This is a genomic window from Coprococcus sp. AF38-1 (assembly GCF_003603945.1).
GTDB lineage: Bacteria > Bacillota > Clostridia > Lachnospirales > Lachnospiraceae > Coprococcus > Coprococcus aceti.
Window position 1 is genome coordinate 231,603 of sequence record NZ_QVGO01000006.1, and the last position, 25,891, is coordinate 257,493.

The following is a 25,891-nucleotide window of genomic DNA, read 5'->3' on the forward strand; positions in this document are numbered from 1 at the left end:
ACAGAACAATGGTCGATGAATTGACGCAGGAGTCGTTCCAGACAGGAAAGGCGATTGTGACTGTCAGCGTAGATCTGATTACTGCCATTGCGGATGCGTGTAAGCGGTCTGAACAGCAGAATCCGGGTATGAGTGAGGAACAGAAGGAGACATTGCTCGGCAAGGTTGTCGATAAGGTAATGTCGAATTATAAGGAAACTCATGGCTCATTAAAGGGATTTAACAGAGAGGGCAAGGATGTCACGCATATTGATGTGAATGATGAGCGAACAGCGGAACTTTTGGAGAAAGCCTGTAAGAAAAGTCATATTCCAATGGATATGAAAGAGGTAACGAGAGCAGATGGTTCTATCACGCACACTGCATACGTTCAAGTTTTCTTACACCAATGATAAAGAAGCAACCGTATCATTTGCCCATACCTTCAGCAATGACCGTGTGACAGCAAAGATCAATTTATTCAAAGTTGATAAAGAAACAGGAAAAGCAGTACCGCAGGGAGATGCCACACTGAAAGGTGCAGTTTATGGTCTGTATGCCCGTGAAGATATCGTGCATCCGGACGGAGCAACTGGAACTATTTATAAAGCAGGAGAACAGGTAGCTTCTCTTACAACAGATGACAAAGGACAGGCTTCTGTAAATGGCTTGTATCTTGGCAAATATTATATCAAAGAGATTACACCTCCGACCGGATACCTGGCAGATACAGAAGAGCATGATCTTACGTGCAGTTATGAAGGAGATATGACATCAGAAGTAAAAAGAGAGTGCACTTCCAGTGAGCAGGTCATCAAGCAGCCATTCCAGATCATTAAAGCAGCCAACAATGGAAAGACCGATGCAGATCTGTTATCCGGAGCTGGATTTACAGTTTATCTGAAATCTTCCCTTACAAAGAAAGCAGATGGAAGTTATGATTTTGATTCTGCAAAACCAGTAGTGAGTGGAGAAAATGGAGCAACTGAGATTTTCACAGATGAAAAAGGGTATGCCTGCAGTATTCCATTACCATTTGGAAGCTATATCGTGCGTGAGACAACAACACCGCACAACTACAAGCCAGTCGATGATTTTGAAGTGAATATCACAGAGCATCATCCAAATGAGCCACAGATCTGGCGAGTGCTTCTGGATGAAGAGTTTAAGGCAAAACTGAAAATCGTGAAAAAAGACGATGAAACAAAGAAATCCGTCCTGATTGCAGGAACAGAATTTAAAGTGTACGACTTGGACAACAAGAAGTATGTGGAACAGGTAACAACTTACCCAGTGACAACAACCCATAAGTCCTATTTTACGGACAGCCAGGGATATCTGATCATGCCGAAGAATCTGAAGATCGGACATTACCGCATTGAGGAAGTCAACGCACCGGAAGGGTACACAATCAACAAGAACTATGTAGAGATTGCGGTGGATGCAAACACAGCATACCAGATGGATTCTGAGAGCGGAGATGCCATTATTACGGTAGATTACGAGAACCATCCGGTAAAAGGAAAGCTGACGATCTATAAAAAAGGTGAAATGCTGACCGGATTCAAAAAGGATTTTGTTTATGAAGAAAGATACCTGAAGGGTGCGGAATTTAATGTCTATGCAGCTGAAAATATCTATACACCGGATTATCAGAAAGATGAAAACGGAAACAGACAGCTGATCTATGCAAAAGATGCACTGGTAACAACGGTAAAGACTGGAGAAAACGGAAAAGCAGTTGCAGAGAATCTGCCGCTTGGTTCTTACTATGTAGTAGAAAAGACTGCACCGGAAGGATTCGTACTGAACCATGACAGATCAGAAGTCGCATTTGTCTATGCCAATCAGGATACACCTGTGATCGAACAGGAAGTGACTGTTGGCGATGACCGACAGAAAGTTACAATCCAGGTAGAAAAACAGGATGCAGAAAATGGTGCAACCGTAGCTGGAGCTGTCTTTGGTATCTTTAACAAAGCGGATATTAAGGCGGATGGAAAAGTGATCGTGAAAGCAGACACACTCTTACAGGAAATGACTTCTGATAACGATGGACTTGCAGCATGTACGCTGGATCTGCCACTTGGACAGTATTATGTGAAGGAGTTAAAAGCACCGGCGGGATTTGTATCCTCTGATGAAGTTCTGAATCTGGATGCTTCTTACCAGGGACAGGATGTGAAGACAGTAAAACTGAAAACTGTGAAAAAGAACCAGCCGACAACAGTAGAAATCACGAAATCTGATGTAACAACAGGTGTGGAGCTGGATGGGGCAAAACTCACCGTTCTTGATAAAGAAGGAAATGTTGTGGATCAGTGGACGTCTGTAAAAGATCAGCCACATGTGATCAAACGCCTGACAGTTGGAGAGGAATACACTCTTCGTGAGGAAATGGCACCTTATGGATATCTGAAAGCAACGGATGTGAAGTTCACTCTGGAAGATACCGCAGAGATTCAGAAAGTAGAGATGAAAGATGAAGTACCGACAGGACTTCTGATCATCAACAAAAATGGAGAGTTTTTGGATAAGGTAACACTTTTGGATCATGTAAAAGGTACCGTGGAGCATCTTTTTGAGTATGTAACCGGAAGCCTTACAGATGTGACGTTCGATGTATTTGCTGCGGAAGATATCAAAGCGGCAGATGGTGTCAGTGAAGATTATTTCAAAACCGATGAAAAAGTGGGAACCATTACCACAGATTCCAATGGTATTGCACAGATGGGAGATCTCCCGGCTGGAAAATACTATGTGAAGGAAGTAAAAACAGCCCATGGTTATGTGCTGGACAAAGAGCCGAGATATGTTGACCTTTCCTAAACCATTATGATGACAAGGGGCATAAGCGGGGGCATAGCAATCCAGGATTTTTAGGTGGATTCAATCATTACGGTTAAAACTGCACAGAGAGCAGCACAAGCGGCAAGGGCTGCGGCAAAAGCCGCCGTGGTTACGGTAAAGGCGATTGCCAAAGCGACCGCACTTGCCATTAAAGCGATTATTGCCGGAACGAAAGCCTTGATTGCCGCTATCGCCGCAGGCGGCTGGGTGGCGGTTTTGGTTATTATCGTGATTTGCCTGATTGGTATGATCCTCGGCTCAGTATTTGGCATTTTCTTCTCAGACGAAGATTCCGGCACTGGAATGAGTATGCAGACCGTTGTGCAGGAAATCAATACCGAATACGATACCAAGCTGCAAGAGGAAAAGAACTCGGTATCCTATGATGTTCTTGAAATGAGTGGCAGCAGAGCCGTTTGGAAAGAGGTGCTTGCCGTTTACTCTGTAAAAACGAATACGGATCAAGATAACCCCCAAGAGGTTGCCACAATGGACGATGGCAAAAAGCAACTCTTAAAAGACATCTTTTGGGAGATGAATCAAATATCTTCCCGAACAGAGAGCAAGACCGAAACAGTTATTACCGAAACCGATGACGGACGCGGTAATATCGTGGAAACTGAAAGCACGGTCACACAAACCTATCTGTATATTACCGTCAGCCACAAGACTGCCGAGGAAATGGCGGCGCAATATGGTTTTAACGAAGAACAGAAAGGCTACCTCGCTGAACTGCTTGCAGATGAAAACAATTACCTTTGGTCACAGGTGCTTTACGGCATTACAGGCGGCGACGGACAGATCGTGACCGTTGCACTCTCTCTGGTTGGCAATGTGGGCGGTCAGCCGTATTGGTCGTGGTACGGTTTTAACTCCCGTGTAGAATGGTGTGCTTGCTTTGTATCTTGGTGTGCCAACGAGTGCGGCTATATCGACGCTGGAGTTATCCCAAAATATGCAGGCTGTGTCAACGGAGTACAATGGTTTAAGGATCGTGGACAATGGCTGGATGGCAGCGCCGAGCCTGCCCCCGGAATGATTATTTTCTTCGATTGGGCAGACGAAAGTGGTCAGGATGGATTATCCGACCATACGGGTATTGTTCAAAAGGTCGAAAACGGCAAGGTTTATACGGTCGAGGGCAACTCCGGCGACAGTTGCCGAGTCAATGAGTATTCTATCGGTTATTACGAGATTCTTGGCTACGGCGCACCTGCCTATTAAAATACACAAGCCGCCTGCATTTTGCAGGCGGTTGGATTACATATCAGAAAGATATTGTGCCGGTTTGAAAACTAAAAGTCTCAAAATACAGACTTAATAATTGCGATTTCACTCTCAAAGTGCTATAATACAAACTATATTTGGGTGGAGGTGCGGAAATGAAAGTACGGTACAACAAACTTTGGAAACTTCTGATTGACAAGGGAATGAAAAAGAGTCAATTACGAGAAGCGGTCGGGGCAAGCAAAAGTACATTTGCGAAACTCGGAAAAAATGAAAATGTTACCCTTCCCGTGCTGTTGAATATATGCGAATACTTAGAGTGTGATTTTGGCGACATAATGGAAGCCGTACCCGAAAATGAGGTGTAGGATCAATGAACAAGAAGATTTTAATTGTGGATGACGAAAAAGAAATCGTTGATCTGCTTGAAGTGTATTTGAGTAACGATGGTTATTCAGTATATAAATGTTATAATGGGTTAGAGGCGATGAAATGTATCAAACAGTCGCAGATTGATTTAGCGATACTTGATATTATGCTGCCGGATATTGATGGTTTTCGACTTTGCCAAAAAATTCGGGAAAAGTTTTACTTCCCTATTATTATGCTTACCGCCAAAATTGAGGATAGCGACAAGATTATGGGGCTTACGATTGGTGCGGATGATTATATAACGAAACCGTTTAATCCTTTAGAGGTTGTGGCAAGAGTAAAGACGCAATTAAGGCGTTATCAGAGCTATAACAGTCCTAATTTGAGCCAATCCGAAGAAAAAGACGAGTATGACATCAGAGGTCTACTGATAAACAGAGTCAGCCACAAGTGCTACTTGTATGGCAAAGAAATAGCCTTGACTCCGTTGGAGTTTTCTATTCTGTGGTATCTGTGCGAACATCAGGGTAAAGTTGTCGCCTCGGAGGAATTATTTGAAGCCGTGTGGAAAGAAAAGTATCTTCGCAACAGTAACAATACGGTAATGGCGCACATTGGGCGGCTTCGGGAAAAATTGAATGAACCTTCAAAAAATCCGAAGTTCATTAAAACTGTTTGGGGGGTAGGGTATGAAATTGAATAAAAAAGAAAAAAACTATCTGCTCTTTACCTTGTTCAAAGGGTATGTAATTCAATGTGCGATTTGCTCTGTGCTTATTTTTGGCGGTACTTTTCTTTTAGGAATTATGGCAGAGGAAATTCTCCGCAAGTATGTTTTGTATTATTACTTGTATTACAGAACAGTATATCTTTATATAGTGGCTGTAATCGTGTGGGGTGGCTGTATTATATACATGACATACCTACTTTTGAAAAAAGTAGTCGCCTATGTGTACGAGGTACAGGCTGCGACAGGAAAAATGTTCGATCAGAATGTCAGTTACATTGAAATGTCCCCGGAGTTGAGTGAAATCGCCGCTAACATCAATCAGTTAAAACAAGAGGCTGAAAGTAATGCAAGGCTTGCAAAAGAAAATGAGCAGCGAAAAAATGACCTGATTATGTATCTTGCACACGATTTGAAAACACCGCTTTCTTCTGTAATCGGGTATCTTACTTTACTGCGTGATGAGTCGCAAATCTCAAAGGAACTTCGAGAAAAGTACCTATCAATCACTCTTGGTAAGGCAGAACGGTTAGAGGATCTGATTAACGAGTTTTTCGAGATAACACGATTCAATATATACGATATTACATTACAATACACGAAAATCAATTTAACTCGCCTGCTGGAGCAACTTGTATATGAATTTAAGCCTATGCTCAAATCAAAGAATTTGCAATGTAATCTTTGTGTTGATGATGATATAATGCTTCGATGTGACGCAGACAAAATTCAGCGTGTTTTTGATAACCTTTTGAGAAATGCGGTTATCTACAGTTTTGAAAATACGGATATCACGATCAGCGCACAATGTCAGGAAGATACGGTCAGCATTATTTTTTGTAACCACGGCGATACTCTGCCGGAAGAAAAGTTAAACAGGATTTTCGAGCAGTTTTATCGGCTTGACGCAGCGAGAAGTACAAGCAGTGGAGGAGCTGGATTAGGTTTGGCGATTGCAAAGCAGATTGTTGAACTACACAATGGTACAATCGTTGCAGAGAGCCAAGAGGATCAAAACAAGTTTTCAATTACTTTGCCGTTGGCGTAGGAAAATTGTAAGAATTTGCATAGAAAAAAAGAGGAATATCTTACGAGCAATCAAGAAAATACGGGCTTCTGTTTTGGTACAATAAAAGTATCAAGATAGAGGCTCGTATTTTTTGTGATACAGCATAAGGAGGAATGATGAAGTTGCTAAGAAAACAAATGCTGCTATGTTCTATTTTGTTTCTTGTATTTACGCTATCTGCCTGCTCTGCAATTGGGCAGACAGACGAAAACAATCTTACAGATAGCGCAACATCCGCAGAAAAAACGGTATCAGTTGTACGAGGGACAATTACTCCAACCGTTTCAACGCAAACGACTATTGTTCCGGCAGTACCGTTTATTATTTTCTCACCCGAAAATGGCATATTTAATACAGCGGTAGAATTAGAAGAAAAAATCACTGCCGGGCAAATTATTGGAACTGTGAACGGCAAAGAATTGAAATCTCCGGTGGATGGTACAATTACCTCTATTGCCCCATCCAATGAAAGCGTACCGAGTAATTATCCCGTAGCGATAGTGCATTATACAGGATTTGCCCTCAATGTAGAGGCAGATAATTTTTTGAGTACCTTACCGGAGTATGCAGAGTTGAAAGCAAAATTTCAAGTATATGATGGTGTAGGACCAACCGATATGATTGCCGTGGTGTCGCCTGCCGCAGATGAAAATGCGTTTACGGGAATCGTGCCGCAAGAGGGCATTCTGCAATGCTTGATCAGTCAAACAGTCGATGTGAAATCGGGGCAAAGTGCAACGGTAGTCATAACGGCGACAACGAGAAATGATGTCCTTATATTGCCGCTGTCGGTAATAGCGGGTAGACAAGGGACGGGATTGGTTACTGTAATTACTCCGAATGGAGAAAGAGTGGAAACAAAAGTGACATTGGGTGTGACAGACGGAGCCAATATAGAAATACTGTCCGGCTTAGAGGAGGGCGATGTAGTTTCTGCTACTCCGCCAAACCTTGATCCGAGGGGGATTTGATAAAATGAAAGGAATTTCCGAAAAGACTTTAATCAAAATAAAGGATTTGAAAGCAAGCGTCAAATTGAATAATGGCGATATGCTGACAACAGTAACCAACGCTAATATGGAATTGCAACGAGGGCGCAGTTATGCCATTGTCGGAAAGTCCGGCTCAGGCAAAACAAGCCTTATATCCATTATTGGCTTGTTAAATCGGGAATATGAGGGCGAGTACCTTTATGATGGTATATCTATTTCTGCTTTGAAAGACCGTGATCTGTCTATACTGCGAGCCAATAATATCGGATTTGTATTTCAGAACTACTCTCTGATTAAGCACTTGCGGGTATGGGAAAATATCGAATTACCCCTACTCTATGCCAAAAAGTCGTTTACCGCCAAACAGCGTCACGAGATAATTACAGGCTTGCTAAAAAGTGTCGGCTTAGAAAGCAAGGAAAATGATTACCCAATCAATTTGTCCGGCGGTGAACAACAAAGAGTTGCAATCGCAAGGGCGCTTGCAGTATCTCCGGAAGCCATTTTATGTGATGAGCCTACGGGAGCGTTGGATAAAAAGACGGGAACGCAGATTATGGAACTGTTGCACAGCGTCGTAAAAGAAAATGGAATTATGCTGCTGTTGGTTACGCACGATCCTGATATTGCAGATACCTGTGATACGATTTTTGAAATGGATGGAGGGAGGATAACTTGTGCTAAAAATGATACTTAAAGACCTTCGTCTGTCTCCACTTAGAAGTATTCTGACAAGTGTTTCAATGCTTGTAGGCATTATCGCAATGCTTGGATCGGTATTAGTTGGTACGCTTGGACGGGAGTATTTGATTTCCGTAAACGCACAGGTATATGGCTGGTCACCTACTTACTCATTCGTGATAACGGAATCCGATTTTCACGATAGAAATAAAATGGAACAATTATTCCAGAGATTTGAAGCCATTGATGATGTAGCCGCTGTTACTTTTTCTATGGGAGAAGATATTCGATTTGCACCAATGAAAGATTTAACGCCAATACCGCCGAATGATGTTTACCAAAACCTGATGGCTTTTGATTTAGTTTGCACCACGGAGGCATATAGTCAAGTCTATAATCTTCCAATGACATCCGGTAGATGGTTAGAGCCTTCGAGTGAGGGCGGATCGCTTGAAGTGGTCATAAACAAAGAAGCTAAAAACTATTTTAATGATTCGCCCTATGCTGCAGGAAATGTAAAAAGCACACTTTCGTTAACCCCATTCAATATTGTCGGAGTAGTAAACGATGGCAGGGATTTTCCGACTATCTATGCGGATTCTGCGGCGATCCTCAATTTCGCACCAGCAATGTGGCAAGTACAAAATGCAAATGTGTATTGGCATCCCACAACAGGACTGACAATCGAACAGATACATTCTGCCCTTGGCGACATTTTGACTGATACCATTGGCGGTTACTGGGAAAGTGCTGGGCGGAGTGATATTGGAGATACCTATGATTCGGTATTGTCCATACTGCAATTAGGGCTTTTGGTTACTTCGCTTTTGTTGCTGTTTGTTTCCGTATTAGGGCAGATCAATATCGGACTATCTTCATTGGAACAGCGCACACATGAGTTGCTGATCCGCAGAGCGATAGGTGCTTCACGAACAAATATTGTGGCATTGGTTTTAGGCTCACAGTTGATTTTATCAATATTCGTTTGCTTTGCAGCTATTTTGATTTCGCTGATTTTGGTGCATTGTATTGGAGCGTTGCTCCCTGTGGATTCCCCGGTGGGAACACCGAGTTATCCAATCAGCGTTGCTGTTGTTGCAGTTGCTGTGTCTGTGCTTACAGCATTATTGGGCGGATTATTACCAGCATTGAAAGCAGCAAAATTAGAGCCTGCATTGGCTCTTAGATAATAAAACTCAATTCAAGGAGGAAACAAAATGAAACGAACAATCTCAAAATCCGAAAGACCGTACAGACTGTTATTGTGTGTTATGATTTCTTTGCTGGTGATTATGCTGGCAGGCTGCTCCACTTCTTCGGACTCCGACACAAACACAAGAGGTTTCACGGACTTTGCTACCATTGAAGAAGAATACCTAACGACCATTGAGAATTTGAATTGGCCGGAGGGCTTTACGCCGCCTGATGCTTTGGAAGGCGAAGATACGGGAGCGTCTTTTCAGATAGGATATGGCGATACAAGAGCATCTAACCTTTGGGAATATTCTTGGATGCAGGAATGGCTTGATACTTACAATACGGATTCGGAAAGGGCGGCAAAAGCCTTAGCTGAACTCGAAAAAGCCTTTGATATGCCTTATATGGGAACAGATCGCTGTGATGACGCCACACGCAAATATCTTCGTGATAATATTGATAAAGCTAAGTTGGGAGATCCGTCTGGATTTACAGAGTGTATTCAGGCAAATTATGCCGATTAAAAATGGCACATAGGAGTTTTGGTGTTGGGAGGTGAGCACATATATGCAGAGAAAACGCCGTAAGAAAAAACGATTTGGAGTATTTTTGTTTTTGCTTGTAGTTTGTATCGGCATAGGTATAATGTTTGTGCCGTGGGCAATGCAGCCGGAAAATTTCAGAGAGGTAAAGAATAAAATAAATGGTTTTCTCTACAAAGAAGATTTTCCTGACTCTTATAATGCAAAATCGCTGATTTTGGTGGATTGTTCTGATGATGAAATATTTGTTTCAAAAAACGAGAACGAGCCACAAATTCCTGCAAGTTTAGCCAAGCTGTTTGTTATTGAGTATGCGTCAACTTTAGCAGACCTTGATAGTATCGTTGTTGCAGACTATGGTGCTATTTCACTCACGAAACCTGGCTCGTCTGTTGCTCAAATCAAGGAAAAAGAATACTTTTTACACAATCTATTTGCGGCAATGTTAGTACCGTCAGGGAATGACGCAGCTTATGTGGTTGCTGATTATTGTGGAGGATTACTTTCGCCGCAAGCAGAAAGCTGTCAAGAGCGTGTGAGGATTTTCATGGAGAACTTAAACCTGCATTTGCAACAGCAGGGGTACTTAGACACAGTTTTATATGATCCGAGTGGTTTTGATATGGAGGCACTTACCACCACTTTAGATTTGAAAGAAGTAGTATATCGGTTGTTGGAATACTCGTGGTTTAGAGAAATTGTATCTCAAAACACTTATACGGCAACACTGCCTGATGGCAGTACACAAATATGGCAGAATACAAACGCCTTCCTTGATCCGACATCCGAATATTACAACGAAAATGTATGCGGAATTAAGACTGGCTCTCTGTCTGACGACTATAACTTGATTGTGCTTTATCAGCAGCACGGAAAAGAGTTTTTGATATGCAGTTTAGGCTCTCAGTCCGATTCCTCTCGTTATGACGATGTGAATTTTATTCTGAAAACGATTGATGAATCGTATTATCTCACGCAATAAATCTTATGTTGTCCAAGACAAAAAAACTAACCAAGGGGGGTGATAATATCGGACGAATCGTAATAATGGAGTTCAAATCACAAGACTCAACAGCCTTTGACGATATGCTGGCTTTTGTAAAACAGCACCCTGATTTTGAAAAATTAGAGATTTCATATGAGCCGACATTATCCCTTTCCGGCTTAGAAATCAATTTGAGCCGGCGCAGAGTTATCAATAACGGTCAGGAAATTGAACTGACCGTCAAAGAGTACGATATACTCTGCTTGCTCGCAGCCAATAAAGGTCGTGTTCTTACATACGAGCAGATTTATGATAAGGTGTGGGGCGAAATATCAGCAGGCAATGAAAAGGATACCGTAGGCTTTCACATTCGGAATCTTCGTAAAAAACTTTGTGATACAAACTCTCACTTTTCCATAGATAGTGTTCGTGAGATCGGCTACCGCTTTAACAGTCAGTAAGCAGTCCCTCGTAGTTCATAATGAATTGCGAGGGATTATTCATTTTCTAAGACGGTATGTCGGAATTTGATAAATCCCTGCAAATGTTGATTTTATACGACTGTTAAGAGCAATATCGTGTCTAAACTTGCGACTGGACTTTGCATTTTCTACGAGTTATCTTCGTAATATCTCGGCATTATACTACTGGAATGTTTATCATAAACAGGGCATGATTTATGGCAGAATGGGCAGTCGTTCTCGTGCCATTTATTAGGTCTTGCTTGGATACGAATATGTTTAACTCCATTCTTATCAGAGTAAAGATTACAATTTTTTATAACTGTGTTCTTGACATTAAGGACACTTTTGCATAATGTATTAACTGAAGCCACTTGTGAATACTCCTTTTGTGTTTTTCTTCGCAGTTAATACATTAAAGGACACAAGTGTTTTTTCAATATGGTGTTGTTAATTTATGGTGTTAGGCTTCCACCATTATGCCAGAAGCCTCATATAAATTTATTGGGAAGAGTTACCGATCAAGTTTTCTCAGAATCCGAAGAATGGGATATTGATACGGTGTCAGAAACTATTGCATCGGAATATGAAAGAGCAACGAATCTTTCGATAAATAAAGAGAAGCAGAATTTGCCAATAGAAGAAAAACGAACGATAGATGTTAAAGAAATACGAGAATGGCTGAACTTTATTATTACGATTATATCAGTTGTTTTGGGAGTTACGAATTCTTCAGCAACAACGATAAATAATTACAATTATACACAACAAGTCAATAATTATTACATCGTTGGAATGGGATATGATGCGAAGGAGCTAAATACGACTAAATATAGAATCGTTAATAGAGAATCTATTGTACGACTGAAGCATGACTGCCATTCGATTGTAATTGAAAAGCTTGAGGAAGGGAAAGTTGTTAGAATTATAGATAAATATAAAAAGTGGCGACAGATAATTTGGGAGAATGAAGATGGTGAAGAATGTATGGGGTGGATTCAAAATTATAGATTAACTGAGTTTAAAGTGCCTAGAAATAAATGATGTATATTTGATGAAATAGAATCTATAAGTGAAGGAAGTATTATGTGTGGTAGATATTATATTGATTCTGATATGGCAGATGAAATCGAAAAAGTAGTGCATGATATAGACCAACGGATCCGGCAGGAACATTTTGCAGGAGATATCTTTCCAACCAATGTAGCACCGATCATTGAAAAATCAGAACATGGATTGAAACTGGATGTTTGCAAGTGGGGATATCCATTGTCACAAGGAAAGAATCTGGTTATAAATGCAAGAGCAGAATCTGTTATGGACAAACCTTCTTTTCGAAATGGAATCCTCTATCACCGCATTTTGATACCGGCAAGTGGGTTCTATGAATGGAATCGGTTAAAAGAGAAAAATACATTTTCCAGATATGATGCACCAGTATTGTATATGGCTGGCTTCTGTGATTGGTTTGAGAATGAACGACGATTTGTGATTATGACTACAGCAGCCAATGAATCTATGATAAAAGTACATGATCGTATGCCGCTGATATTGGAAAAAGGACAGCTGAAAGATTGGTTCGATGACAGGAAAATGGAGCAAATTCTGCATCAGGTACCGGTTCAGCTAAAACGAGAGGCAGAATACGAACAGCAGAGCTTATTCTTATAATGGTTCAGAGGAGAAATAGAAAGATGCAAATATTTGTTGATGCAGATGCCTGCCCAGTGGTTGCGATCATTGAAAAGATTGCAAAAGATAATAGTGTTCCGGTAATGTTGTTGTGTGATACAAACCATGTTCTGTCATCGACTTATAGTAAAGTTGTTGTTGTCGGTGCAGGAGCAGATGCAGTAGATTATAAACTGATTAGTATCTGCCATAAAGGAGATATTGTCGTATCACAGGACTATGGTGTGGCTGCAATGGCATTGGGAAAAGGTGCTTATGCTATTCATCAATCAGGTAAATGGTACACGGATGATAATATTGATCAGATGCTAATGGAACGTCACCTGAGTAAAAAAGCCAGAAGAAGTTCCCGTAAATGTCATGTCAAGGGACCGAAGAAGCGGACGGAGGAAGATGATGAAAGATTCGCTCAGTCTTTTGAAAAAATGCTTTTGATGGCACGGGAGAAAGAAGGCAGATGAGGAATTGTAGATGCAGAGGAACGACAGAAGCTATAAAGACTTAAAACAAAAACAGAAGAGTGCAATAGCAGATAAAACATACAAAATGCACTTGAAGTTTTATCTTGAGAATCAGCGAATGCCGGATGCTACTGAAATGAATGATATATGCAAAAGTTTGTTTACGGCAGTTCAATCGCTTGCTCCTAAAACGGAATATGAAGAATTTTATAAAATTGTTGAAAAGCGTGAAAAGAGTTATGAAGAACGTATCCTGAGAGACATTCAGAATGGAATTATAATAGAAACACTTATGGCAAAAAAACATAAGAAAACGCCGGAAGAAAAAGCAGCTGTTGCGAAACAAAAGAAGCAGCAGAGGCGAGCAAGACGGAAACAAGAAACAAGAGATAATCTGGCTAAAGAAGAAATCTTGCAAGATGACAGATTTTTCGTTATTGCCGGTTATACCTCCGGAGGTGCACCGTATGGTGTCACCTGGGAGGAAATGGGTCTGAAACCTTGGGAAGATTTGGAAGAGAATAATTGAGTTGTCAGTGCAATCTTATTTATCTCTTGTGACAGAAACAGGTTCCCGTTTTGCCGGAAGTAAGTCTGAATTGATTTCAGGAGCATCGAGCAGCACAGAGAAATTTTGCTGAATGATATCCAGTGTTTTCTGCTTTTTCTGTAATTTCTGTTTTTCCCGGACGGTAGCAGCTTGTTCAGATTCAAGATTTTCAATCCGCTTCTGGATTTTTTCAGAGCTAGGGATTTTGGTAACACCGAGATCCTGAAGCTCTTTTTTTAGTGAATCGTGGAGTTGGTATTCTGCCAGATGCTTGGAACGGTATTCTTTTGGATTTTTTGCAGATTTGCAATCTTCTATCACTTTACGGCAGAGCCGGTAAGAATCACAGTGTTTCTGAATGACTTTCTGCGTGCTTAGCTCACTGGTGATGTGTGCTATTCTCTGATCAGCCGCTTTAACAGAAGCATCAACATCAGAAACATGCTGCCTGAAATCCTCATAATTCAGTAGGTTATTTTCTGAAAGATAGTTGAAGGTGCGGGCTGCCTCTTTTAGATTATTGAGTTTTGCCCAATGTTCAAATCCTTCTCGATTGCCAGTCGTTACATACGTGGAGATATTGATATACAGGCGAGCTTCTCTGGACAGATGTTTTGGAGTTTTCACTTTGCTACGATTTTTAGCTAAGCGGATGCGGACGTTTTCTTCCGTATAATAACTTCCCAGAGATTTCATATAAGTGAAATTTTTTTGTTCCGGTGCACGGAAAGAAAGATGCTTTCCCTGCCGGACTTCATATCCAGCTAACTGCATTTTTTGTAGAAATTCCTCATAGTTGATGGAAGTCCAGATTGCTTTATCAACTGCAACACGTAGCTTGGCTTTCCAACTGGTGCCACGATGATATTCCATGTTCTCTTTATAGCTTTTTCCTTTTTCTCCGGTTGGCATACTGGTGGCAAGTCCATTTTCCAGGCAGATACGATTACTGATTCTGCAGAGTTTATGGTAGCTCCGCTTATTGGAAACATACTTGTGATGATCAACAAAGCTTGCAGCGTTGAAGATGATATGGTTATGAATGTGCTTTTTATCAACATGGGTACTGATCACGTATTCATATTTTCCTTTCAGTACTTCGGCTGCAAATTGCTGTCCTAAGCGATGGGCAGTTTCGGCATCAACTTCTCCAGGTTTAAATGACTGGATCAGATGAAATGCCAGGTTATCACCTTTGTCCATTCCATTCTTTTTTGCCATTTCTCTAGTCATGGAAAATTCGAGATCAGCAGTTTCCGGGGAACAGCCAAAACTGGAAACCAGCAGTTTTTCATCAGTCTTGTCTGGATTCGTGATATAGTCCAGAGCTTTCTTGTCTGTTACTTTAATGGGGAAGATCTTAATATATGTGGCAGATTGCAATGCAAAGGAACTAGTTAGTGCAAAGAGAGAAAAGCGTGAACCGATTATACTTCCACGTTTTAGCTGCCATATTACAAGACATACATTCTGCTCACGACTTTGCGAGAATGATGTGAATGTAAAAGTCATCCAGTCCATTATGGGACATAAGGATATTAAGACAACCTTGGATATCTATGCTGAGGTGTCAGATGCAAGAAAACAGGAGAGTTTGTTAAAATTAAATAACACGGGTATGCTTATATAATTGTCCAAATTATTTTAAGTATGATTTATTGGAAAGTATTATTTGATTTCTGGTACGACAAAGCGGGTTCTAGTACGACAAAAGTACAACAATAAAATGTATCTTGGTGCCGTTGTATGCAGAGTGGAATGATAGTACACATCCTTAAATATCGAGAAATTGCATTGTATGCTGCTTGGTGCATGAATGTTTTGCTCTTCCCAACAATGAAGTCCTTAGATGGTGTAAATAAGAAAAATGATGTAAATAATACAGCTTCTGAAGCACCTGAAAAAAATGTAAAAACTGAGTCTGAAAAGATTGATTTTTCTAAAGTAAAGATTGAGCCTTTGTTTGAGGAAATGGTAGACTTTGATACATTCAGCAAGTCTGATTTCAGAGCTGTAAAGGTTAAAGAGTGTGTTGCAGTACCGAAGTCAAAGAAACTCCTTCAGTTCACTCTTGATGACGGAACAGGCACAGACAGAACCATTTTAAGCGGTATTCACGCTTATTATGAGCCTGAAGAACTGGTTGGAAAGACGCTTATCGCTATCACAAATCTTCCACCGAGAGCTATGATGGGCATTGACTCTTGCGGTATGCTCCTCAGTGCTATTCATGAAGAAGAAGGCGAAGAAAAGCTCCATCTTCTGATGGTTGATGACCACATTCCAGCAGGTGCAAAGCTCTATTAAGATGAGAAAACTGAGCCTTGCGGCGGTGTGCGCTTGCGAACACCGACATAAGGCGAAAAACACACGGAGACGTCAGTCGACGTGATGTAAAGATGTACCGTTTTACCGAATAGACGGGACGTACTTCATTTGATAAAAAACTAAAAAAACAGCGATTTACATCAAACTTACATCATTTGATGCAGAAATCGGTGCAAGCAAAAAAAAATCGCATAATTAGTGCAATGAGTGGGCAATTCCAATCGGAGTTGCCCATTTTTAAAACAAACAGAAATACAAATTCAAGTTTTGATTTGACTTAATTCATAACATTTATTAACTGTTATATCTTATCCTCGTGAAGTCCGCAACCCCTTGAAAATGCTAAATTTGTAGCGAGTGAGTTTGCCCTTATGCTTTCCCTTGTGTTATATCCTTTTCCCTCATGTTACGAATGCTCACAAGGGCAAAATTAAGGGAAAGAAAATCCAGTAACAAATTATAACATGAAATGAAAATGGCAGGAAGAACGGATTGAAATGCTTTCAAAACTTTTAGAAAATTAAGGAAAGGACAGATAAGATATGAGATTGATTTATGCAAGATATAATCCGCAATGTAATAGCATAGATGTAACCACGTTTGAAAATGTAGTGCTTAGAATTGATTGCAATAAGGCAGAGGAAGGATTGAGAACTACTCCCGGCTCCCAGTGTTCGTTGAATGCTTTGGCTATTGATAATCCATTAGAATATGCAAGATTATACTTGGATGGAGAAATGCAAGTATGGGTTGATGCAGAGGATCGTTTAGATACGTGGTGATTTTGCTAATATAATATCATGATAGAGGTCTAGTACTAAAAATTCCAGAAAAATATATAGAACGTACGGTTATTCCATAATAAGAGGCAGGAATCTTAAGTTTCTAGATGTTTGAATTTTGCCTTAAGGTAAATAGAGAGGACACATTGATTTTTCAGTGTATCCCCTCTATTTAAAATTATTTTTAAATAGTTCTTGCACAAAAACAAATAGCATGCTAAAATCTATTTAAAGAAAGTTTTAAATAGGTAAAAGATATGGGAGAAACTAACATTTTTAAAGTATTGGCAGATAGCCAGCGAAGAGACATTCTTATTATGTTGAGAAATGAACGATTAAATGCCGGAGAGATTGCTGAAAAATTACAGATTACACCGGCTGCTCTTTCTTATCATTTAAAATTACTTAAAAACGCAGACTTGATATCTGAATATAAAGAGAAAAACTTTGTTTATTATGAAATCAACACTACGGTTTTCGATGAATTAATTATATGGGTTAACCAGTTTGGAGGAAAAAAAGTATGAAAAAAATAATGTGGATAGTAGCAATGATACCAGTTGTAGTTACAAGTGTTGTACTACAGTTTATGCCTGATATTATACCTATGCATCATGACTTGGAGGGAAACACTGACAGATGGGGAAGTAAAACAGAAAGCTTTATTTTTCCGGTAATTATTTTGTTTATTACACTGTTTTGGCACTTGCTAATCTATGTGTTTGAGAAAAAATCAAAAAATGCAAATACAGAAAAGGAACAGATGGAAACAAAATCTTCTGCAAAGGTATTATGTGTTGTAGGAATTTCGCAAGCAATCATGTTCGGGATTATGCATTATTTTATTCTTTATTCTTCTTGGATACAGGCAAATGCAGGTGGTGAACATGCGGTTATTGACATTGCAAAAGTTTCATGTATTTTGTGTGGTATTATATTTATTGTATTAGGAAATTTTATGACAAAGGCAAAACGAAATGCAGTAGTGGGAGTTCGAACCGTTTGGAGTATGCACAATGATAATACATGGAGAAAGAGTAACCGCTTTGGTGCAATATGTATTATTATTACGGGGTTATTGACTATCATTACAACCGTATTTACAAGTGGGATGACTGGCACAATCTTTATGTTGATTTATTTATTATTAGCAACAATTGTAACTGTGGTATACTCAAAAAAGATATATGATAAGGAAATAAAAAAATAATTTGTATCTTTATGCGAGAGGGTGAAATTCCAGTCTTTTACGGAGAGATAACAAACGAAGGGAGGCAATTGCCTCCCTTCGTTTGTTATCTACTCCTTCCACGGTTTGGTGGAGAATATGGTCTTGTTAACTCTCGCTCCTTTATGTCCTGTTTCTTAGATATAAGCCTATCATGTAGAGACTGCGGCTTTTCTCCATACCGTTGTTTCCAATTCTTAAGGCTGTCCTGATAATCCCCATAAGCTGTCTCTGACTTATGAAATGCTTTGTAGAAGGCTTCCGCATTCTGATACCCGTATTCCTTTACGATATGGGATAATCGGGCTTTCATTCGGGAAATACGTTCCTCCAATCCGGCTATCTCTGTTGAAAGTTCGGAACGCCTTTTTGCTTTGAAGATACCTTTGCTGTCGGACAGTTCAATTTCAAGGTCACTTCGCTGTTTATCGAGTGCAAAAATTGCTTTATTCTGTTCTTGCAGCTTTTGATAAATTTCGCATAAGTGCTTGTAAGAAACTGCTTCCGGTGATGGCTGTGGTCTTGGCGGTATGGCAGGCTTTGGTGTATCTGTCTGCTTTCTGCTTTCTTCTGGTACAGCTTTCTGCTCTTTGAAATCTGTGTTCTCCGGTCTTGCTTCAAGCTCTTTGGAAATTACTTTATCTGCAAGCTCCAGAGTTTTGAGAAATACTTTGGAGATTAACAGTTCTAATACTGCAATGGCAGTACCGATAATGGAAGATAACAGATTCGGTCTGTTTCCGTAAAGCCATACGGATTCCACAATCTTGTCCGTTATCCGTTCCTTTTTTATCTGCATGATTTCTGACTTGGAAACACCCGTTACAATCGCTCTGTCAACAGTCTGATTCCACAAGGTGCGTTTACTGTTGTCTGCCTCAATCTCGGTGGCTTTCGGATTGTTCTTACCAATCTTTTTGGTGGCAAGATACATACCGCCACGCTCAAAAACTTCTAACCGCTGGCTTTTATCCCACACATACTGATTGATAAGATTGGTATAATCCTGCTTGACGGTATCAAGGAAATTTTCAGCCTTGAAGTGTTTATCCTTAATGGAGAAAATCTGTCTTTCGTATACCTCACCTTTGTGAATCACCTTACATCTTTTACGGATATTTCCTTCTTCATCAAGTATCTCTTTCTTGGTGCGTACATGATTTCCCTTTTCGTCATAGAACATATTGCGGGTGGCAACCTTTTCTATGGGCTGTTCCAAGAGTGTACGCTCCGAAAAAATGAGATGGATGTGATAGTTGGTTTTCCGCTTATTGTGATGCAGGGCTGCGATACAGTCCGTTCCGTAAGTCTGTCTGAAATGGTCTGTAAATATCTGCAACAGTCTGTCTGGAGGATACTCCGTAAAAGATTCCGGCAGGGCTATGATCAATTCCCTTGCCTCAATACATTTCCCCTCCGTACCGCTTTTTTTAAATTCTGCCTGATTATATTTTGCAAGGTCAGTCCAAAAATTACGGTCTGTGGTTTCATATACCGCATACAGATTTTCCTGCTTCTTTGGGCTTGAAATATAATAAATTCTTCCCCGGACATTGTGGAGCTTCGTCATCTGAATAAATGAATTTCTTGGCATGTGCTTCCTCCTTTCCGTATCTGCCAAGTACGAAGCTGCAAGAAATGAGGATGGGAAACTTTCTAATGTGAAAGTGAGTAGGCTACATAGGTAGCCTGTCTACGAACATATCCGCCTGTCGGCGAAAGCTCCCAGCAGGGCGAAATACACAGAGTACAAATCGTAAGATTTGTGCGAGGGGTGTATTTCGCTCTCAAACGCCGAGGGCTTGTATAAAAAAGTTTCTTCCCCACTTCTTAAATTTCCGGTTGTATCTTAGAGGAAGCACATGGTATAATCTATTTGCGTGTAGGTATATCATGGCTTCGGTCAGATACATACCTTAGGGATGGTCTTAGGACTGTCCCTATTTAATTTGTCACATTTCTTGTGACAGCTCTGACATTTCCTTTGTCCCTTAAGTCCCTGCCTTCATTGGCGGTCATGAACTTTTCAAGCATATCCGTTTTGATAAGGACTTTCCGTCCTACCTTCAATACCGGAAGCTTTTTCCATTCTACCAGTTTCCGCAGGGTATTTCTGCCGATACCCGTATAGTCGGCAGCTTCCTCAATGGACAGTGCAATCTTCACTTCTGTCATTAAAACACCTCCTCTTGAATTGCATAATGCAATTTTGTGACTATGCCTACTATATAACTTTTATATCTTCTTGTCAAGCGTTACGAAATTTTAAAAGCAATTATTAACTTGCATATTGCAATGCTACTTTTACTGTGTTATACTTTAGCCATACCGAAAAAGGAGGCGTATCAGAATGAAAGATAAAGAATTACGCAAGTTAATCGGTAGCAGGGCAAAACAACGCAGACTGGAATTAGGTGTCAACCAGCCTTATATAGCAGAAAAGATGGGAGTTACCGCTTCCACCATACAGCGGTATGAGGCAGGAACGATTGACAACACCAAGAAGCTTGTTCTGGATGGTCTGTCGGAAGCACTTCATGTATCAGTGGAGTGGCTGAAGGGCGAGACGGAAGAAATGACAAGTGATGTTACGGATAAAAGGGAATTACAGATTCGTGATACCATGACTTCCATTCTCTCCAAACTGCCTTATGATATGAAGGCAGACGAAGCGGATTTTTCCAAAGATTTACTGCTGCTGATGTTGAAGGAATACGAATTATTCGTTGATTCCTTTCAATATGCCTGTAAGAATTTTAAAGGGAATACGGAAGATGCCACAATTGCAAAAGTAATGGGGTTTGAATCCAATCAGGAATATAATGAGATTATGTTCCTTAGGGAAATCACCCATACGGTAAACGCACTGAACGACATGGGCGACATTGTAAGGCTCTATTCCAAGAATCCCGAAACGGCAGCCGTAAGGCTTGCAAATCTTCTTTCAGAGAAAGACTCCGAACCGGTATAGATTAGACAACCGGAGTTATGATATACTTACACGCAGAAAGCATTTCATCAGTTCCGATTGTCGATATCGAAAGGAGTAACGATTATGGCAAAAGGTTCTGTAAGAAAGAAAGGCAAGAAATGGTACTACCGCTTCTATGTGGAAGATGCAAGCGGTAATCTGGTGCAGAAGGAATTTGCAGGTACGGAAAACAAAAGCGAAACGGAAAAGCTGTTGAGGCAGGCAATGGAGGATTATGAAGCCAAGCGGTTTGTTGCAAAGGCTGAAAACATCACACTCGGAGAGTTGCTTGACCTGTGGGCTGAGGAAGAATTAAAGACAGGCACATTGAGTAATGGAACGGTTGGCAATTATCTTCAGACAATTGGGAGAATCAAACAACACCCTATCAGCAAAAGGAAACTGAAAACGGTGACTTCGGTACACCTGCAGGAGTTTATGGATTTGCTCTCATTTGGAGGCACTGTGGGAGATTTTATATCAAAAGGATATTCCATTGATTATGTAAGGTCATTTTCAGCAGTATTGCAACAGTCATTCCGGTTTGCGGTATTTCCGAAACAGTTTATTACCTTCAATCCAATGCAGTATGTGGTGATGAGGCATAAAAAGGAAGAAACGGATTTGTTTGCGGATGAAACAGCCACAGACAGAGACAAGGTTAAACCGCTTTCCTTTGAAATGTACCGGAAACTGATTGAACAGCTTGGAAAACGAAGTGGGGATGCGATTCTTCCGGTTCAGATAGCATACTTTACAGGTCTCAGACTTGGAGAGGTAGCAGGTCTGACATGGCAGGATATCAACCTTGAAGAACAGTATCTCACTGTACGCAGGAGCATCCGCTACAATGGTGCTACCCATAAGCACGAAATCGGTCCGACAAAGTGGAAAAAGATCAGGGTTGTTGACTTTGGCGATACCCTCGCAGATATTTTGAGGAATGCAAAAAAGGAACAGCACAAAAACCGTTTTCAGTATGGGGAACTCTACCAGCGGAATTTTTACAGAGAAGTAATGGAAAAGAATCGGGTGCATTACGAGTATTATCATTTGGGAATGACAGAGAATGTGCCGGAAGATTACACCGAAATCTTCTTTGTATGCTTAAGGGAGGATGGTTGTCTGGAACTTCCGGCAACCATAGAAACAGCCTGCCGGACAGCAGGAAGAAAAGTACCGGAGCTTGAAGGTTTCCATTTCCACACACTGAGGCATACCTACACGACAAACCTCTTATCCAACGGGGCTCAGCCTAAGGATGTGCAGGAACTGTTAGGACACTCAGACGTGAGTACCACCATGAATGTCTACGCCCATGCTACAAGGGAAGCAAAGCGGACTTCCGCAAGACTTCTTGATAAAGTGGCAGGCAACGATTAAACAACTGAATAATGAATTTTCCCTTGTAATTATCCCATAAGGGCAAAAACAAGGGAAAAGGATACATATATAGAATTTTCAATGGCGGGAAGCCTTGAAAATAGGGGAAAGTTAAGAGAGTTAATAGATAAATCAGAGTTTGTGATGGTAGATAATATGGAATGGTTTAATGTTTTTGGGCTGATTTTTATTGCAGTCATTATGATACCCAATGTTGTATTTGCGATTAAGTGCAAAGATGGATTTGATAATAAGTGGAACAATAAATATGTTGAGGTCACAGAACAAGTAGGGAGATTGGGTTGTTTCGGATTCATGATAATCAATATTCCGGGAACTTGGTTCGGGTGGTGGTCTGACGAAGCATTTGCACTATATCTGATTGTAGATACCATATTGGTAATGCTTTATTGTGCTATTTGGATTATATGTTTTAAGAAAAACAGCGTTTTCAGAGCATTAGCACTTTCTATTATTCCTTCAATGTTGTTCTTATTTAGTGGGATTATGAGTAGGTCAGTGCTATTGATTATTGCATCAGTATTATTTGCACCAAGTCATATTGTGATTTCATATAAAAATGTAAAATGATATTTATAAATTCAAGTTTGTTAAATTGGAAAATTAGAATTTGTGAGGGTAATTATGATAAATTTTTTGAATGATATAAGGAATGCAGAAAATCCAATATCCAATAATAGAAAACTTATAAATACCATAGCGATATTGTTTCTCGGAATAGCTTTGGGAACTTTCTCAAAATATCTGGATTTTCGTCAAACTGAACTTCCAGGTGTGCTTATGGCAATAAATGGAGTCTTAGATATTGGTAATTTTCTTGGGCGTTTTGCAATCTGGATATTGATTGCACTGTGTATTTCTATTTATAGCAATTCTGCAATAAGAGCAAGCATCAATGTTTTTGTATTCTTTGTTGGTATGGTTGCAAGCTACTATTTGTATTCAAACTATATTGCAGGATTTTTCCCAAGAAGTTATGCGATGATTTGGTTTGGATTTACAGCTGTTTCTCCATTATTGGCTTTTGTCTGTTGGTATGCAAAGGGGAAAAGCAAACTGGCATTTATACTATCAGCGCTGATTTTGGCAGTATTGTTCAATATGTGCTTTGTATATGGATGCTGGTATTTTAATGCAAAATCTGTTTTGGAAGTGATAGTCTTTATTATTGGACTTATTGTTTTGAGGAGAGACACATTGAGGAGTTCTGCGCTAATGGGAACGATTAGTATAGTTCTTGCGGTTTTACTTGATATGGTTATTCCATTTCATTTTGGATAAACAACTTCAAGTTTGTTAAATTGGAAAATTAGAATTTATATATAAAGGAGAATATTGATGAAACTGTTTTTATGTTCGCACTTTTCAAGTGTAGGAAGTCTGATAAAGGAAGAAATTGAAAATAAAAAAGTCGCATTTATTCCAACAGCTTCGCTGCGTGAAGGCTACACCGGCTATGTCGGCTCGGCTCGAAAATTATTCAAAAAGTTGGGAGCAATCGTAACTGAAATTGATATTTCAACGGAGGCTTATTCAACGATACAGTCTGTTTTTGAAGATGCGGATGTGATATATTTTACCGGCGGAAATTCTTTTTTCCTTATAGACCAGCTCCGTAAAACGGGAACGGATGAGCTGTTGAAAAAAGAATTGGCAAAGGGAAAACTGATGATTGGTGAATCGGCAGGTGCGATTATATGCGCTCCAAGCATCCAATATATCGAGCAAATGGATGAAAAGCCGGAGGACTACTCACAAGAAGATGATGCAGGGCTTGATTTGATTGATTTCTATGTTCTTCCACATTATCTTACAGCACCATTTAAGAAAGTTACCGAGAAAATAATGACTGAATTTTCGAATTTGAATCTATGCCCTATTAACAACCATCAGGGAATTGTAATTGATGGTGAAGGTTCAAAGGTTATTTGCAAAGACTAATTTGAAAAATCCTTTTTTTGAAACTGGAAAATCGGAAGCTGAGGAGATAGACTATTGAGAACATATGAGAATAAAGACGAGCTTAAAAACGAGATAAATAAAAGCTTTGCAAAGTATATTTCAGAATTTAATGATATTCCGGAGCATTTAAAAGATAAGAGAATTGATGAGGTCGATCGAACTCCGGCAGAAAATCTTGCTTATCAGGTTGGCTGGACAACTCTTGTTATTAAATGGGAATCAGACGAAAGAAAGGGTATTCCTGTCAAAACTCCTTCGGATAATTTTAAGTGGAATCAGCTTGGCGAATTATATCAATGGTTCACAGATACATATGCTCAGCTGTCACTGCAAGAATTGAAAGACAGATTGAATGAGAATATCAACTCTATTTATGTAATGATTGATTCTCTGAGTGAGGAAGAATTATTTAAACCACATATGAGAAAATGGGCTGACGAAGCAACTAAAACAGCTGTCTGGGAAGTATACAAATTCATACATGTTAATACAGTTGCTCCGTTCGGAACCTTTAGAACCAAGATTAGAAAATGGAAAAAGATTGCACTATAACTTCCAGTTTGCCAACTTGCCCTTTGAGAGAGGAGAAATCCTTTTCTCAAAGGGTTTTTTCTATTTATACGGATATTCGCAAACTACAAGATAAAGCCAAAACTTCATAAACTCTAAGCACAAGGAGGTTGAGGTTTGGCTATGAACGACAGTTTAGCAGAAGTACACCCGGAGCTTGTTTCGGAGTGGTCGGAGAAGAACTTACCGCTTACACCTGATGACATTACTTTCGGTTCAAATAAAAAAGTATGGTGGAGAGGTGCTTGCGGTCACGAATGGCAGACAAGCGTTAAGGCTCGTTCTAATGGAGAAAAATGCCCAATATGTTCCGGGGCGAGAGTGATTGCAGGTATTAATGATTTGGCGACATTAGAGCCATTACTGGTAAAACAGTGGTCGAAAAAGAATAAGATAAAACCGACAGAGGTTTCTATAGGTTCTCATAAGAAAGTGATTTGGAGATGTGAGAAGCACTTTATGGATATCATGAATGGAAGCTATGCCCAAACACATTTCCCTTGCAAGTTATGGGATGCAGGAGAAAAGGGACTTACATTATCTGCTTTTGAATGGGAGAAGGATAGAAAAACACTGATATATGGGCAGGTAGACTATATGTATGGAGAAGCACTTTATAAGCCTGAAATGAAAGAAGGAAATCCTATAAGGTTATATAGTTTGGATGAAATCACGGAGATATTCGGTAAATTAGGACTTCGTATTTGTAACAGCTTTGCTGACTTCAGTGGAAAGCCGAGTTCTGATAATGATATTCAATTGATGGTTTATTCCATACGAGAATAAAAATAGAGTGGATGAATTATTTAGCAATCTTCATCAAATCTTTATTTTTCCCTGATAGATTATATTTCAGTGAGA

The 25,891-nt window shown here is 40.0% G+C and carries 28 protein-coding genes and 3 pseudogenes; 28 read left to right on the top strand and 3 right to left on the bottom strand.

The window, feature by feature from the left end; genetic code table 11:
- The first annotated feature begins 8 nt into the window (after positions 1-8).
- The 16 genes and pseudogenes from DW025_RS10595 (at position 9) to DW025_RS15195 (ending at position 13,764) form a co-directional block, all read left to right on the top strand.
- Positions 9-392, top strand: a complete 384-nt coding sequence (locus DW025_RS10595; RefSeq protein ID WP_243104967.1) for a hypothetical protein — start codon at positions 9-11, stop codon at positions 390-392.
- Positions 361-2,805 (top strand): annotated as a pseudogene (locus tag DW025_RS10600) (SpaA isopeptide-forming pilin-related protein); the annotation flags it as partial. The gene DW025_RS10595 and the pseudogene DW025_RS10600, both read left to right, overlap by 32 nt.
- 57 nt (positions 2,806-2,862) lie before the next feature.
- Positions 2,863-4,053 (top strand): CHAP domain-containing protein, encoded by a 1,191-nt coding sequence (locus DW025_RS10605; RefSeq protein ID WP_119999854.1) that lies wholly within the window; start codon positions 2,863-2,865, stop codon positions 4,051-4,053.
- 158 nt (positions 4,054-4,211) lie between these two features.
- Positions 4,212-4,424 (top strand): helix-turn-helix domain-containing protein, encoded by a 213-nt coding sequence (locus DW025_RS10610; protein WP_008703822.1) that lies wholly within the window; start codon positions 4,212-4,214, stop codon positions 4,422-4,424.
- A gap of 5 nt (positions 4,425-4,429) precedes the next feature.
- Positions 4,430-5,131 carry a VanR-ABDEGLN family response regulator transcription factor gene (gene vanR, locus DW025_RS10615; RefSeq protein WP_004853366.1) on the top strand — a complete coding sequence of 234 codons (702 nt, stop codon included), beginning with the start codon at positions 4,430-4,432 and terminating at the stop codon, positions 5,129-5,131.
- A complete protein-coding gene (locus DW025_RS10620; RefSeq protein WP_119999856.1) occupies positions 5,118-6,203 on the top strand; it encodes a sensor histidine kinase in 1,086 nt (361 codons plus the stop codon). Before vanR ends, DW025_RS10620 begins: the two co-directional genes overlap by 14 nt.
- Before the next feature lie 134 nt (positions 6,204-6,337).
- Positions 6,338-7,195 carry a hypothetical protein gene (locus DW025_RS10625; protein ID WP_117449615.1) on the top strand — a complete coding sequence of 286 codons (858 nt, stop codon included), beginning with the start codon at positions 6,338-6,340 and terminating at the stop codon, positions 7,193-7,195.
- Between the two features lie 4 nt (positions 7,196-7,199).
- Complete coding sequence (locus tag DW025_RS10630) at positions 7,200-7,913, top strand: ABC transporter ATP-binding protein (RefSeq protein ID WP_004853372.1); 714 nt, start codon at positions 7,200-7,202, stop codon at positions 7,911-7,913.
- Positions 7,903-9,087 carry an ABC transporter permease gene (locus DW025_RS10635; protein ID WP_117456454.1) on the top strand — a complete coding sequence of 395 codons (1,185 nt, stop codon included), beginning with the start codon at positions 7,903-7,905 and terminating at the stop codon, positions 9,085-9,087. Before DW025_RS10630 ends, DW025_RS10635 begins: the two co-directional genes overlap by 11 nt.
- Positions 9,088-9,114: 27 nt before the next feature.
- Entirely contained in the window at positions 9,115-9,618 is a 504-nt protein-coding gene (locus DW025_RS10640) for a hypothetical protein (protein WP_119999858.1), read from the top strand.
- 43 nt (positions 9,619-9,661) lie between these two features.
- Positions 9,662-10,618 (top strand): D-alanyl-D-alanine carboxypeptidase family protein, encoded by a 957-nt coding sequence (locus DW025_RS10645; protein ID WP_012744280.1) that lies wholly within the window; start codon positions 9,662-9,664, stop codon positions 10,616-10,618.
- Positions 10,619-10,683: 65 nt separating this feature from the next.
- Positions 10,684-11,082, top strand: a complete 399-nt coding sequence (locus DW025_RS10650) for a winged helix-turn-helix domain-containing protein (RefSeq protein WP_243104968.1) — start codon at positions 10,684-10,686, stop codon at positions 11,080-11,082.
- Positions 11,083-11,523: 441 nt separating this feature from the next.
- Positions 11,524-12,126, top strand: a complete 603-nt coding sequence (locus DW025_RS10655; RefSeq protein ID WP_015514507.1) for a hypothetical protein — start codon at positions 11,524-11,526, stop codon at positions 12,124-12,126.
- Between the two features lie 42 nt (positions 12,127-12,168).
- A complete protein-coding gene (locus tag DW025_RS10660; RefSeq protein ID WP_012744277.1) occupies positions 12,169-12,753 on the top strand; it encodes an SOS response-associated peptidase in 585 nt (194 codons plus the stop codon).
- A 23-nt stretch (positions 12,754-12,776) separates the two neighbouring features.
- Positions 12,777-13,235: a YaiI/YqxD family protein gene (locus DW025_RS10665; RefSeq protein WP_015514506.1), complete on the top strand. Its 459-nt coding sequence runs from the start codon at positions 12,777-12,779 to the stop codon at positions 13,233-13,235.
- Between the two features lie 10 nt (positions 13,236-13,245).
- Positions 13,246-13,764, top strand: a complete 519-nt coding sequence (locus tag DW025_RS15195) for a hypothetical protein (RefSeq protein WP_012744275.1) — start codon at positions 13,246-13,248, stop codon at positions 13,762-13,764.
- A gap of 15 nt (positions 13,765-13,779) precedes the next feature.
- Here the strand turns inward: DW025_RS15195 and DW025_RS10675 are convergent, their stop codons facing one another.
- Positions 13,780-15,168 carry a relaxase/mobilization nuclease domain-containing protein gene (locus DW025_RS10675; protein WP_119999930.1) on the bottom strand — a complete coding sequence of 463 codons (1,389 nt, stop codon included), beginning with the start codon at positions 15,166-15,168 and terminating at the stop codon, positions 13,780-13,782.
- Here DW025_RS10675 and DW025_RS10680 point away from each other — a divergent pair.
- The 5 genes and pseudogenes from DW025_RS10680 to DW025_RS10710 all read left to right on the top strand — a co-directional run.
- Positions 15,167-15,415: pseudogene (locus tag DW025_RS10680) on the top strand (tyrosine-type recombinase/integrase); the annotation flags it as partial. The gene DW025_RS10675 and the pseudogene DW025_RS10680 overlap by 2 nt on opposite strands.
- Positions 15,416-15,600: 185 nt before the next feature.
- Positions 15,601-16,092: pseudogene (locus tag DW025_RS10685) on the top strand (lysine--tRNA ligase); the annotation flags it as partial.
- A gap of 563 nt (positions 16,093-16,655) precedes the next feature.
- Positions 16,656-16,895 (top strand): DUF6061 family protein, encoded by a 240-nt coding sequence (locus DW025_RS10700; RefSeq protein ID WP_005604353.1) that lies wholly within the window; start codon positions 16,656-16,658, stop codon positions 16,893-16,895.
- Positions 16,896-17,152: 257 nt separating this feature from the next.
- Positions 17,153-17,422, top strand: a complete 270-nt coding sequence (locus DW025_RS10705; RefSeq protein ID WP_005604351.1) for an autorepressor SdpR family transcription factor — start codon at positions 17,153-17,155, stop codon at positions 17,420-17,422.
- On the top strand, positions 17,419-18,105 hold the full coding sequence (locus tag DW025_RS10710; protein WP_105309369.1) for an SdpI family protein: 687 nt from the start codon (positions 17,419-17,421) through the stop codon (positions 18,103-18,105). Before DW025_RS10705 ends, DW025_RS10710 begins: the two co-directional genes overlap by 4 nt.
- A gap of 85 nt (positions 18,106-18,190) precedes the next feature.
- On the opposite strand, the gene DW025_RS10715 is transcribed toward DW025_RS10710, so the two are convergent.
- Both DW025_RS10715 and DW025_RS10720 read right to left on the bottom strand, forming a co-directional pair.
- Positions 18,191-19,717, bottom strand: coding sequence for a MobA/MobL family protein (locus DW025_RS10715; protein WP_119999862.1), 1,527 nt, complete (start codon positions 19,715-19,717; stop codon positions 18,191-18,193).
- Between the two features lie 350 nt (positions 19,718-20,067).
- Positions 20,068-20,298: a helix-turn-helix domain-containing protein gene (locus tag DW025_RS10720; protein WP_005604346.1), complete on the bottom strand. Its 231-nt coding sequence runs from the start codon at positions 20,296-20,298 to the stop codon at positions 20,068-20,070.
- A 175-nt stretch (positions 20,299-20,473) separates the two neighbouring features.
- On the opposite strand from DW025_RS10720, the gene DW025_RS10725 reads away from it, so the two are divergent.
- The 7 genes from DW025_RS10725 to DW025_RS15200 all read left to right on the top strand — a co-directional run bounded on the left by DW025_RS10725 (position 20,474) and on the right by DW025_RS15200 (position 25,816).
- Positions 20,474-21,094 (top strand): helix-turn-helix domain-containing protein, encoded by a 621-nt coding sequence (locus DW025_RS10725; RefSeq protein WP_005604344.1) that lies wholly within the window; start codon positions 20,474-20,476, stop codon positions 21,092-21,094.
- An 84-nt stretch (positions 21,095-21,178) separates the two neighbouring features.
- Entirely contained in the window at positions 21,179-22,477 is a 1,299-nt protein-coding gene (locus DW025_RS10730) for a tyrosine-type recombinase/integrase (RefSeq protein ID WP_012744117.1), read from the top strand.
- Between the two features lie 81 nt (positions 22,478-22,558).
- Complete coding sequence (locus DW025_RS10735; RefSeq protein WP_243104971.1) at positions 22,559-23,068, top strand: hypothetical protein; 510 nt, start codon at positions 22,559-22,561, stop codon at positions 23,066-23,068.
- A 54-nt stretch (positions 23,069-23,122) separates the two neighbouring features.
- Positions 23,123-23,779, top strand: a complete 657-nt coding sequence (locus DW025_RS10740; RefSeq protein ID WP_004851532.1) for a hypothetical protein — start codon at positions 23,123-23,125, stop codon at positions 23,777-23,779.
- A gap of 57 nt (positions 23,780-23,836) precedes the next feature.
- Positions 23,837-24,439, top strand: a complete 603-nt coding sequence (locus DW025_RS10745) for a Type 1 glutamine amidotransferase-like domain-containing protein (RefSeq protein ID WP_119999864.1) — start codon at positions 23,837-23,839, stop codon at positions 24,437-24,439.
- A gap of 54 nt (positions 24,440-24,493) precedes the next feature.
- Positions 24,494-25,012: a ClbS/DfsB family four-helix bundle protein gene (locus DW025_RS10750; protein ID WP_055264514.1), complete on the top strand. Its 519-nt coding sequence runs from the start codon at positions 24,494-24,496 to the stop codon at positions 25,010-25,012.
- Positions 25,013-25,153: 141 nt separating this feature from the next.
- A complete protein-coding gene (locus DW025_RS15200; protein WP_119999935.1) occupies positions 25,154-25,816 on the top strand; it encodes a zinc-ribbon domain-containing protein in 663 nt (220 codons plus the stop codon).
- The last annotated feature ends 75 nt before the right edge of the window (positions 25,817-25,891 follow it).

Bases quoted from the DNA above. Each gene is read 5' to 3' on its own strand.
- DW025_RS10730 (WP_012744117.1), top strand. From the start codon at position 21,179: ATGGCAAAAGGTTCTGTAAGAAAGAAAGGCAAGAAATGGTACTACCGC.
- DW025_RS10650 (WP_243104968.1), top strand. From the start codon at position 10,684: ATGGAGTTCAAATCACAAGACTCAACAGCCTTTGACGATATGCTGGCT.
- DW025_RS10625 (WP_117449615.1), top strand. From the start codon at position 6,338: ATGATGAAGTTGCTAAGAAAACAAATGCTGCTATGTTCTATTTTGTTT.
- DW025_RS10660 (WP_012744277.1), top strand. From the start codon at position 12,169: ATGTGTGGTAGATATTATATTGATTCTGATATGGCAGATGAAATCGAA.
- DW025_RS10665 (WP_015514506.1), top strand. From the start codon at position 12,777: ATGCAAATATTTGTTGATGCAGATGCCTGCCCAGTGGTTGCGATCATT.
- DW025_RS10715 (WP_119999862.1), bottom strand. From the start codon at position 19,717: ATGCCAAGAAATTCATTTATTCAGATGACGAAGCTCCACAATGTCCGG.
- DW025_RS10720 (WP_005604346.1), bottom strand. From the start codon at position 20,298: ATGACAGAAGTGAAGATTGCACTGTCCATTGAGGAAGCTGCCGACTAT.
- DW025_RS10725 (WP_005604344.1), top strand. From the start codon at position 20,474: ATGAAAGATAAAGAATTACGCAAGTTAATCGGTAGCAGGGCAAAACAA.
- DW025_RS10705 (WP_005604351.1), top strand. From the start codon at position 17,153: ATGGGAGAAACTAACATTTTTAAAGTATTGGCAGATAGCCAGCGAAGA.
- DW025_RS10620 (WP_119999856.1), top strand. From the start codon at position 5,118: ATGAAATTGAATAAAAAAGAAAAAAACTATCTGCTCTTTACCTTGTTC.
- DW025_RS10740 (WP_004851532.1), top strand. From the start codon at position 23,123: ATGATAAATTTTTTGAATGATATAAGGAATGCAGAAAATCCAATATCC.
- DW025_RS10630 (WP_004853372.1), top strand. From the start codon at position 7,200: ATGAAAGGAATTTCCGAAAAGACTTTAATCAAAATAAAGGATTTGAAA.
- DW025_RS10700 (WP_005604353.1), top strand. From the start codon at position 16,656: ATGAGATTGATTTATGCAAGATATAATCCGCAATGTAATAGCATAGAT.
- DW025_RS15200 (WP_119999935.1), top strand. From the start codon at position 25,154: ATGAACGACAGTTTAGCAGAAGTACACCCGGAGCTTGTTTCGGAGTGG.
- DW025_RS10595 (WP_243104967.1), top strand. From the start codon at position 9: ATGGTCGATGAATTGACGCAGGAGTCGTTCCAGACAGGAAAGGCGATT.
- DW025_RS10710 (WP_105309369.1), top strand. From the start codon at position 17,419: ATGAAAAAAATAATGTGGATAGTAGCAATGATACCAGTTGTAGTTACA.
- DW025_RS10745 (WP_119999864.1), top strand. From the start codon at position 23,837: ATGAAACTGTTTTTATGTTCGCACTTTTCAAGTGTAGGAAGTCTGATA.
- DW025_RS10735 (WP_243104971.1), top strand. From the start codon at position 22,559: ATGGCGGGAAGCCTTGAAAATAGGGGAAAGTTAAGAGAGTTAATAGAT.
- DW025_RS10640 (WP_119999858.1), top strand. From the start codon at position 9,115: ATGAAACGAACAATCTCAAAATCCGAAAGACCGTACAGACTGTTATTG.
- DW025_RS10635 (WP_117456454.1), top strand. From the start codon at position 7,903: ATGATACTTAAAGACCTTCGTCTGTCTCCACTTAGAAGTATTCTGACA.
- DW025_RS10610 (WP_008703822.1), top strand. From the start codon at position 4,212: ATGAAAGTACGGTACAACAAACTTTGGAAACTTCTGATTGACAAGGGA.
- DW025_RS10655 (WP_015514507.1), top strand. From the start codon at position 11,524: ATGGTGTTGTTAATTTATGGTGTTAGGCTTCCACCATTATGCCAGAAG.
- DW025_RS10645 (WP_012744280.1), top strand. From the start codon at position 9,662: ATGCAGAGAAAACGCCGTAAGAAAAAACGATTTGGAGTATTTTTGTTT.
- DW025_RS15195 (WP_012744275.1), top strand. From the start codon at position 13,246: ATGCAGAGGAACGACAGAAGCTATAAAGACTTAAAACAAAAACAGAAG.
- vanR (WP_004853366.1), top strand. From the start codon at position 4,430: ATGAACAAGAAGATTTTAATTGTGGATGACGAAAAAGAAATCGTTGAT.